This window comes from Citrobacter sp. wls757 (assembly GCF_005280935.1).
GTDB classification, from domain to species: Bacteria; Pseudomonadota; Gammaproteobacteria; order Enterobacterales; family Enterobacteriaceae; genus Citrobacter; species Citrobacter portucalensis.
Window position 1 is genome coordinate 80442 of sequence record NZ_SZWU01000019.1, and the last position, 8049, is coordinate 88490.

At 53.3% G+C, this 8049-nt stretch carries 9 protein-coding genes and 1 tRNA gene; 8 read left to right on the forward strand and 2 right to left on the reverse strand.

The window, feature by feature from the left end; translation table 11 throughout:
• Positions 1-28: 28 nt before the first annotated feature.
• A tRNA-Leu gene (locus tag FDW94_RS05980) sits at positions 29-115 on the reverse strand.
• A 222-nt stretch (positions 116-337) separates the two neighbouring features.
• Complete coding sequence (rsmC, locus tag FDW94_RS05985; RefSeq protein WP_008786123.1) at positions 338-1369, reverse strand: 16S rRNA (guanine(1207)-N(2))-methyltransferase RsmC; 1032 nt, start codon at positions 1367-1369, stop codon at positions 338-340.
• Positions 1370-1472: 103 nt separating this feature from the next.
• On the opposite strand from rsmC, the gene holD reads away from it, so the two are divergent.
• From holD to FDW94_RS06025, 8 genes are all read left to right on the forward strand, one after another.
• Positions 1473-1886 (forward strand): DNA polymerase III subunit psi, encoded by a 414-nt coding sequence (gene holD / locus FDW94_RS05990; RefSeq protein WP_137377290.1) that lies wholly within the window; start codon positions 1473-1475, stop codon positions 1884-1886.
• Positions 1855-2301, forward strand: a complete 447-nt coding sequence (gene rimI / locus FDW94_RS05995) for a ribosomal protein S18-alanine N-acetyltransferase (protein ID WP_003829985.1) — start codon at positions 1855-1857, stop codon at positions 2299-2301. The genes holD and rimI overlap by 32 nt, the downstream gene beginning before the upstream one ends.
• Before the next feature lie 14 nt (positions 2302-2315).
• Positions 2316-2996: a pyrimidine 5'-nucleotidase gene (gene yjjG / locus FDW94_RS06000; RefSeq protein WP_008786125.1), complete on the forward strand. Its 681-nt coding sequence runs from the start codon at positions 2316-2318 to the stop codon at positions 2994-2996.
• Positions 2997-3088: 92 nt separating this feature from the next.
• Complete coding sequence (prfC, locus tag FDW94_RS06005) at positions 3089-4678, forward strand: peptide chain release factor 3 (RefSeq protein WP_137377291.1); 1590 nt, start codon at positions 3089-3091, stop codon at positions 4676-4678.
• 308 nt (positions 4679-4986) lie between these two features.
• Positions 4987-5604 (forward strand): molecular chaperone OsmY, encoded by a 618-nt coding sequence (gene osmY, locus FDW94_RS06010; protein ID WP_003829980.1) that lies wholly within the window; start codon positions 4987-4989, stop codon positions 5602-5604.
• A 127-nt stretch (positions 5605-5731) separates the two neighbouring features.
• Positions 5732-5893, forward strand: a complete 162-nt coding sequence (locus FDW94_RS06015; protein ID WP_003019081.1) for a DUF1328 family protein — start codon at positions 5732-5734, stop codon at positions 5891-5893.
• Positions 5894-6137: 244 nt separating this feature from the next.
• Complete coding sequence (locus FDW94_RS06020; protein WP_008786128.1) at positions 6138-7211, forward strand: patatin family protein; 1074 nt, start codon at positions 6138-6140, stop codon at positions 7209-7211.
• Positions 7208-7984, forward strand: a complete 777-nt coding sequence (locus FDW94_RS06025) for a metal-dependent hydrolase (RefSeq protein WP_137377292.1) — start codon at positions 7208-7210, stop codon at positions 7982-7984. Before FDW94_RS06020 ends, FDW94_RS06025 begins: the two co-directional genes overlap by 4 nt.
• The last annotated feature ends 65 nt before the right edge of the window (positions 7985-8049 follow it).

The following is an 8049-nucleotide window of genomic DNA, read 5'->3' on the forward strand; positions in this document are numbered from 1 at the left end:
CCAGTGCGAGCAATATCAACGTGGATTATGGTGCGAGGGGGGGGACTTGAACCCCCACGTCCGAAAGGACACTAACACCTGAAGCTAGCGCGTCTACCAATTCCGCCACCTTCGCATACCATCGACACTCAAAAAGTATCGTTACCACGGGGGCGAATTCTAGAGATTTTATGCAGGGCGTCAACAGTTAATTTTCGAACTTAACGTGATTGCCGAAAAAAAAGGCGTTTCTTCGGTTTTTGGCGTTTTATGCAGGCCGGATAAGCGATAGCGCCATCCGGCGTTGCTAGGTGTCACGCCAGATGGCGGCGTAAACGCCTTATCTGGCCTACAGCCGTTAGGCTTTTTTCGCCTGGCGCGTCATCACGGTGCGATAGACCTTGAAACGTCCGGTCTGCGCGATAACTTCATGGAAGCCAAACACTTCATCCAGTACCTTCGGATAAGGCAGGAAGGCGTTCGCCACAATACGCAGTTCACCACCGCTGTTGAGATGACGCACTGCGCCACGAATCAGCGTTTGTGCGGCATCAAGGCTGGTCTGCATACCGTCGTGGAACGGCGGGTTGGAGATGATCATATCAAAACGACCCGTCACGTCAGAAAAGACGTTACTGGCGATGACGTCACCTTCAATGCCGTTGGCTGCAAGCGTTGCGCGGCTGGCTTCAACGGCGGCGGCGCTAACATCGCACAGGGTTAAGCGCACTTTCGGCGAGTGGCTGGCTAAGGCGACGGAGAGAACGCCTGCGCCACAGCCGACATCCAGCACTTTGCCTTTGGTGTGCGGTGTCAGCGTGGAGAGCAGCAGTTGGCTGCCAACATCCAGACCGTCACGGCTGAAGACGCCCGGCAGCGTTTTGATGGTCAGATTTTCTGTCTGGTATTCATCCCAGTATTTTTCTGCATCAAAGACCGGCTGTTTTTCCAGACGACCGTGGTACAGGCCACAGCGACGTGCGCTGTCGACTTTGTTTAACGGTGCGTATTCGGCCAGCATCTGCTCTGCGCTACGTACGCCGCTGCGATTCTCGCCGACAACAAAAATATCGGTGCCCACCGGTAACAGCGACAGAATGTTCATCAACTGGAACTGGGCTTCCGGCTTATTCTTCGGCCAGTAGTAGATCAGCGTATCGCTATCGGCAACGTCATCGGCCTGCGCGACGAGGCTGAAGCGGACGTTGTCGCCCATCTGGCGGTTAAGCACCTGCCAGTGGTGAAGTTGCTGGGTGTGCGCACGGCTGGCGGCGCTTTCAAAATGGGCAGGCAGGTCATCCTGCAAATCACCGGCAAACAGAATACGGCTTTGTTCGAAATCATCACTGTGGCGCAGCAAGACTTCACTTGCCGGGGTAAAAGCAGACATGGAATGCTCCTTAAATTGTACAGCGGGGGATTATAGTTGTTTGATGGCACGGATTCGACAAATTTGCTATATTTGCGCCCCTGATAGACAGGAGTGTTTCGCTATGACATCCCGACGAGACTGGCAGTTACAGCAACTGGGCATTACGCAGTGGTCGTTGCGTCGTCCTGGCGCACTGCAGGGCGAGATCGCGATTTCCATTCCTGCGCATGTCCGTTTGGTGATGGTTGCTGCACAGTTACCCGCGCTAACTGAACCGTTGATCAGCGATATTTTACGCGCATTAACCGTTAGCCCGGATCAGGTTTTACAACTGACGCCTGACCGTGTCGCCATGCTGCCGCAAGGCAGTCGCTGTAATAGCTGGCGGCTGGGAACCGAAGAGCTGCTGCTGCTGGAGGGCGCTCAGGTCGAGAGTCCTGCGTTTAATGAATTACGGGAAAACCCAGCGGCACGCGCCGCGTTATGGCAACAAATCTGCGCATATGAACACGATTTCTTCCCTCGAGCCGACTGATTTACCCGCAGCATTTCAGATTGAAAAACGCGCCCACGCTTTTCCGTGGAGTGAAAAAACATTTGCCAGCAACCAGGGCGATCGCTACCTCAATTTTCAGTTGAGGGTTGACGACGTGATGGCCGCCTTTGCAATTACGCAAGTCGTACTGGATGAAGCGACGTTGTTCAATATCGCCGTCGATCCTGACTTTCAGCGCCGGGGCCTGGGGCGTGAGCTGCTGGAGCACCTGATCGATGAGCTGGAAAAGCGTGGCATTTTGACCCTGTGGCTTGAAGTGCGCGCCTCGAATGCGGCCGCTATCGCGCTGTACGAAAGCTTAGGCTTTAACGAGGCGACGATCCGTCGCAACTACTATCCAACGGCCGATGGTCACGAAGACGCCATCATCATGGCGTTGCCAATCAGCATGTAAGATAAGGTGTAATGATGAAGAAGTGGGACTGGATTTTCTTTGATGCCGACGAAACGCTGTTTACGTTTGACTCGTTTACCGGCTTACAGCGGATGTTTCTCGACTATAGCATTACCTTTACCGCTGAAGATTTTCAGGACTACCAGGCCGTGAATAAACCGCTGTGGGTGGATTACCAAAACGGCGCGATTACCTCATTACAACTGCAGCATGCCCGTTTTCAGAGCTGGGCCGAACGCCTGAAGGTTGAACCGGGCCAGCTTAATGACGCATTCATCAATGCGATGGCGGAGATCTGCTCACCGTTGCCGGGGGCGGTTTCTCTGCTCAATGCGATTCGTGATAAAACGAAAATAGGCATCATTACTAACGGCTTTACCGCGTTGCAGCAAATCCGCCTTGAGCGGACGGGGCTGCGCGACTATTTCGACCTGCTGGTGATTTCTGAGCAGGTTGGGGTGGCAAAACCCGACCCCCGTATTTTTGACCATGCGCTGGAGCAGGCGGGTAATCCTGACCGTTCTCGCGTGCTGATGGTGGGTGACACCGCAGAGTCCGATATTCTTGGCGGCATTAACGCCGGGCTATCCACCTGCTGGCTAAATACGCACCACCGCGAGCAGCCAGCGGGCATTCAGCCGACCTGGACCGTAGCGTCATTAAGCGAACTGGAGCAGCTCCTGTGTAAACACTGATTGCCTCCCCCCCGTTGATGGGTAAAATAGCCGCAATTTTTCGTATTCAACTTGCCCGGCCCGTTGCCGTGCTTACCTAAGAAGATTTGACTATGACGTTGTCTCCTTATTTGCAAGAGGTGGCCAAACGCCGCACTTTTGCCATTATTTCTCACCCGGATGCCGGTAAAACGACAATTACTGAAAAGGTACTGTTATTCGGACAGGCCATTCAGACCGCCGGTACGGTAAAAGGTCGTGGCTCCAGCCAGCATGCAAAATCTGACTGGATGGAAATGGAAAAGCAGCGTGGTATCTCCATTACCACCTCTGTGATGCAGTTTCCGTATCATGACTGCCTGGTGAACCTGCTGGACACCCCGGGGCACGAAGACTTCTCCGAAGATACCTATCGTACTCTGACGGCGGTGGACTGCTGCCTGATGGTTATCGATGCCGCAAAAGGCGTCGAGGATCGTACCCGTAAGCTGATGGAAGTTACCCGTCTGCGCGATACGCCGATCCTGACCTTTATGAACAAACTCGACCGTGACATCCGCGATCCGATGGAGCTGCTGGATGAAGTCGAGAACGAACTGAAAATCGGCTGTGCGCCAATCACCTGGCCGATTGGCTGCGGTAAGTTGTTCAAAGGTGTCTATCACCTTTATAAAGATGAAACTTACCTGTATCAGACCGGTAAAGGACACACCATTCAGGAAGTGCGTGTTGTTAAAGGTCTGAACAACCCGGAACTTGATGCTGCCGTGGGTGAAGACCTGGCGCAGCAGCTGCGCGACGAGCTGGAGCTGGTGCAGGGCGCGTCCAATGAGTTCGACCATGAGCTGTTCCGCGCGGGCGAAATCACCCCGGTCTTCTTCGGTACCGCGCTGGGTAACTTCGGCGTTGACCATATGCTGGACGGCCTAGTGGAGTGGGCGCCTGCGCCGATGCCGCGTAAAACCGACACCCGCGTCGTTGAAGCCTCAGAAGAGAAGTTCACCGGTTTCGTGTTTAAAATTCAGGCCAACATGGACCCGAAACACCGTGACCGCGTGGCGTTCATGCGTGTGGTATCCGGCAAGTATGAGAAAGGCATGAAAATGCGCCAGGTGCGCATTGGTAAAGACGTGGTGATCTCCGACGCACTCACCTTTATGGCCGGTGACCGTTCTCATGTGGAAGAAGCGTATCCGGGCGATATTCTCGGTCTGCATAACCACGGCACTATCCAGATCGGCGATACCTTTACCCAGGGCGAAATGATGAAGTTCACCGGTATTCCGAACTTCGCACCGGAGCTGTTCCGTCGTATTCGCCTGAAGGATCCATTGAAGCAGAAACAGCTGCTGAAAGGACTGGTTCAACTGTCAGAAGAGGGCGCAGTGCAGGTATTCCGTCCGATCGCCAATAACGATTTGATCGTGGGCGCTGTCGGTGTGCTGCAGTTTGACGTGGTGGTTTCACGTCTGAAGAGCGAGTACAACGTTGAAGCGATTTATGAATCTGTCAACGTGGCGACTGCGCGCTGGGTAGAATGTTCTGACGTGAAGAAATTCGAAGAGTTTAAGCGTAAGAACGAAATTCAGCTGGCGCTGGATGGCGGCGATAACCTCACCTATATCGCACCAACTATGGTTAACCTGAATCTCACCCAGGAACGTTACCCGGACGTTCAGTTCCGTAAAACACGCGAACACTAATCGACCTTCCAGGGCACGGTATCCGCCGTGTCCTGCAACTTTTCCTGTCTTTTAAATCCCTTGCGGAATGTTCTTAAAACCTCGCGTTTTTCTTTTGTTTGCCTGTTTTTTAATCAATTTTGACTGCGATCACGAAATCGTGAACTATATTTAACAATGTGATGACATAAATATCGGCGTTAAATGCTTTTTAGGCTGCCTGTTGCAGCGTCTATTGCTGATATTTATTCCACTTACAAGATTAGTTGCTGGTTCAGGCCGTGTAACGGCAGAGCATAGCTTTTAGCAAAAAATACAGGAATACATCGATGACAATGACAGGACTTAAGATTTCTAAAACGCTGCTGGCCGTGATGCTGACCTCCGCTGTTGCAACGGGTTCTGCTTATGCAGAAAACGCCACGATGGATAAAGCGCAATCCGGCGTCGAAAGTGCGGGGCAGAAAGTCGATAGCTCTATGAACAAAGTCGGTAATTTCATGGATGACAGCACCATCACCGCGAAAGTAAAAGCCGCGCTGGTGGACCACGAAAGCATTAAGAGCACCGATATTTCCGTCAAAACAGATCAAAAGGTGGTGACACTAAGCGGGTTTGTTGAAAGCCAGGCGCAGGCCGAAGAAGCGGTGAAAGTGGCGAAAGGCGTTGAGGGCGTGACCTCCGTTAGCGACAAACTGCATGTGCGTGATAGTAAAGAAACCTCCGTTAAAGGCTATGCGGGCGATACGGCAATCACCAGTGAGGTAAAAGCCAAGCTGCTGGCCGATGATATCGTCCCTTCCCGCAAGGTGAAAGTTGAGACCACCGATGGCGTTGTGCAACTTTCAGGCACCGTCGATTCACAGGCTCAAAGCGATCGTGCTGAGAGCATCGCCAAAGCGATTGATGGCGTGAAAAGCGTCAAAAACGATCTCAAAACTCAGTAATTAGACTTAATTCGTCCTCCTGACGTTTGTCGGGAGGCGTGTTGTGCACCACACTGAAAATATCGCCGATGGGCAGCCTGAGCGCTCATATCAAGCGGTGAAATTAACTATGGTAAAGGAGAAGCATATGTTTCGATGGGGCATCATATTTCTGGTTATCGCGTTAATTGCCGCCGCACTCGGTTTTGGTGGACTGGCGGGTACTGCAGCCGGCGCAGCGAAAATTGTGTTTGTGGTGGGGATAATTCTGTTTTTGGTCAGCCTGTTTACCGGGCGTAAACGACCCTAGCCCATCCCCTTTATTCTTCAAGCTACAGGTGCGTTGGCTGCGCGCGCTCACCCGAATCACTTACCAGAGTAAGCTCATCGGGACTCACGCACTTGCCGTCTTCCTGTAACTCGAATTATTTTGGGGATTAACCGTAAAGATATCTTGCTACTAAGCCAGTCCATTGGACTGGCTTTTACGGTTTTAGCGTCAGGCAATTTGCGTTACTTTGTTGCTCTATTACAAAAACAACAGGAAGGCAGAGGTGGGGCAGAGAATACCCGTCACGCTCGGTAATATTGCGCCGTTATCGTTACGTCCGTTTCAACCAGGCAATATGGCGCTGGTGTGCGAGGGTGGGGGACAAAGAGGTATCTTTACCGCTGGCGTACTGGATGAATTCATGCGCGCGCAGTTTAATCCTTTTGAGCTCTTCTACGGGACGTCCGCTGGCGCGCAAAACCTTTCAGCCTATCTCTGTAACCAGCCCGGTTACGGTCGCAAAGTTATTATGCGATACACCACCCGACGCGAATTTTTTGACCCGGTGCGCTTTGTGCGCGGGGGAAACTTAATCGATCTCGACTGGCTGGTGGATTCGACTGCGTCCCAGATGCCGCTGGCAATGGATAACGCCGAGCGCCTGTTTGCCGCAGGGAAAGCGTTTTATATGTGCGCCTGTCGGGGCGATGATTACACGCCCGGCTATTTTTCGCCGAACCGGCAAAACTGGCTCGACCTCATTCGAGCCTCCAGCGCGATTCCCGGGTTCTACCGCACAGGGGTTGTATTGGACGGCGTGAACTATCTGGATGGAGGAGTTAGTGATGCCATACCTGTGCAGGAGGCAGCGAAGCAGGGGGCAAAAACGTTGGTAGTGATTCGCACTGTGCCTTCGCAAATGTACTACACCCCGCAGTGGTTCAAACGTATGGAGCGCTGGTTGGGTGAAAGTAGCCTGCAACCGTTTCTGAATCTGGTGCAGCATCATGAGACCAGCTATCGTGCTATCCAGAGTTTTATTGAGAAGCCGCCGGGCAAGCTGCGTATTTTTGAGATCTATCCGCCAAAACCACTCCATAGCATGGCGTTGGGCAGCCGTATTCCGGCACTGAGGGAAGATTACAAAACCGGACGCCTGTGCGGTCGTTACTTTCTGGCGACAGTCGGCAAACTGCTGGCGAAAAATGCGCCGCTGCCTCGTCAGACGCCGAAGATTGTGGTGCCGGGGCCGGTGGTAGTTCCTCCCGCGCCGGTGGCCAACGATGCCCATGTGCCAGTGGTGACCGATGCGCCTCAGGCGAACGACACGACGTTTGATAATGAGGATTTGGCGTGAGTTATCGTTTTATCGATACGCATTGTCACTTTGATTTCCCGCCGTTTACCGGCGATGAATCTGCCAGCATTCAGCGCGCGGCGGAGGTTGGTGTACAGAGCATTATCGTTCCGGCCACCCAGGCGGCGAATTTTCCCCGCGTACTGGCGTTAGCGGAAAATTATCCTCCATTGTTTTCCGCGCTTGGTCTGCATCCCATTGTTATTGAACAACATAGCGATGACTGCCTGGACCAGTTGCAACAGGAGCTGGATAAGCGCCCACAAAAGCTGGTGGCGCTAGGCGAGATTGGATTGGATCTGTATCGGGACGATCCGCAATTCGAAAAGCAAGAGCGGGTGCTGGAAGCGCAGCTAAAGCTGGCGAAGCGGTATGAATTGCCGGTGATCCTGCATTCGCGGCGTACCCATGACAAGCTGGCGATGCACCTGAAACGTCATGCTTTGCCGCGAACTGGCGTGGTGCATGGTTTTTCCGGGAGCGTGCAGCAGGCAGAGCGCTTTGTGCAACTGGGATACAAAATTGGCGTGGGAGGCACCATTACCTATCCGCGCGCCAGTAAAACCCGCGAGGTAATAGCGCAACTGCCGCTGGAATCGCTGTTGCTGGAAACCGACGCGCCGGATATGCCGCTCAACGGCTTTCAGGGGCAGCCTAATCGCCCGGAGCAGGTAGTCAGAGTCTTCGACGTCTTATGCGAACTGCGCCCGGAACCTGCGGACGTGATCGCTGACGTGCTGTATCGTAATACCACGGCGCTGTTTAACATGTGATTGGATGGCGTAGCCAGCCGACAAAAGTGTCCGCTCCGTAGGCCTGATAAGCGAAGCGCATCAGG

Excerpts from the sequence above, each read along its gene's own strand:
- prfC (WP_137377291.1), top strand. The coding sequence starts at position 3,089 with ATGACGTTGTCTCCTTATTTGCAAGAGGTGGCCAAACGCCGCACTTTT.
- osmY (WP_003829980.1), top strand. The coding sequence starts at position 4,987 with ATGACAATGACAGGACTTAAGATTTCTAAAACGCTGCTGGCCGTGATG.
- FDW94_RS06015 (WP_003019081.1), top strand. The coding sequence starts at position 5,732 with ATGTTTCGATGGGGCATCATATTTCTGGTTATCGCGTTAATTGCCGCC.
- rsmC (WP_008786123.1), bottom strand. The coding sequence starts at position 1,369 with ATGTCTGCTTTTACCCCGGCAAGTGAAGTCTTGCTGCGCCACAGTGAT.
- holD (WP_137377290.1), top strand. The coding sequence starts at position 1,473 with ATGACATCCCGACGAGACTGGCAGTTACAGCAACTGGGCATTACGCAG.
- yjjG (WP_008786125.1), top strand. The coding sequence starts at position 2,316 with ATGAAGAAGTGGGACTGGATTTTCTTTGATGCCGACGAAACGCTGTTT.
- rimI (WP_003829985.1), top strand. The coding sequence starts at position 1,855 with ATGAACACGATTTCTTCCCTCGAGCCGACTGATTTACCCGCAGCATTT.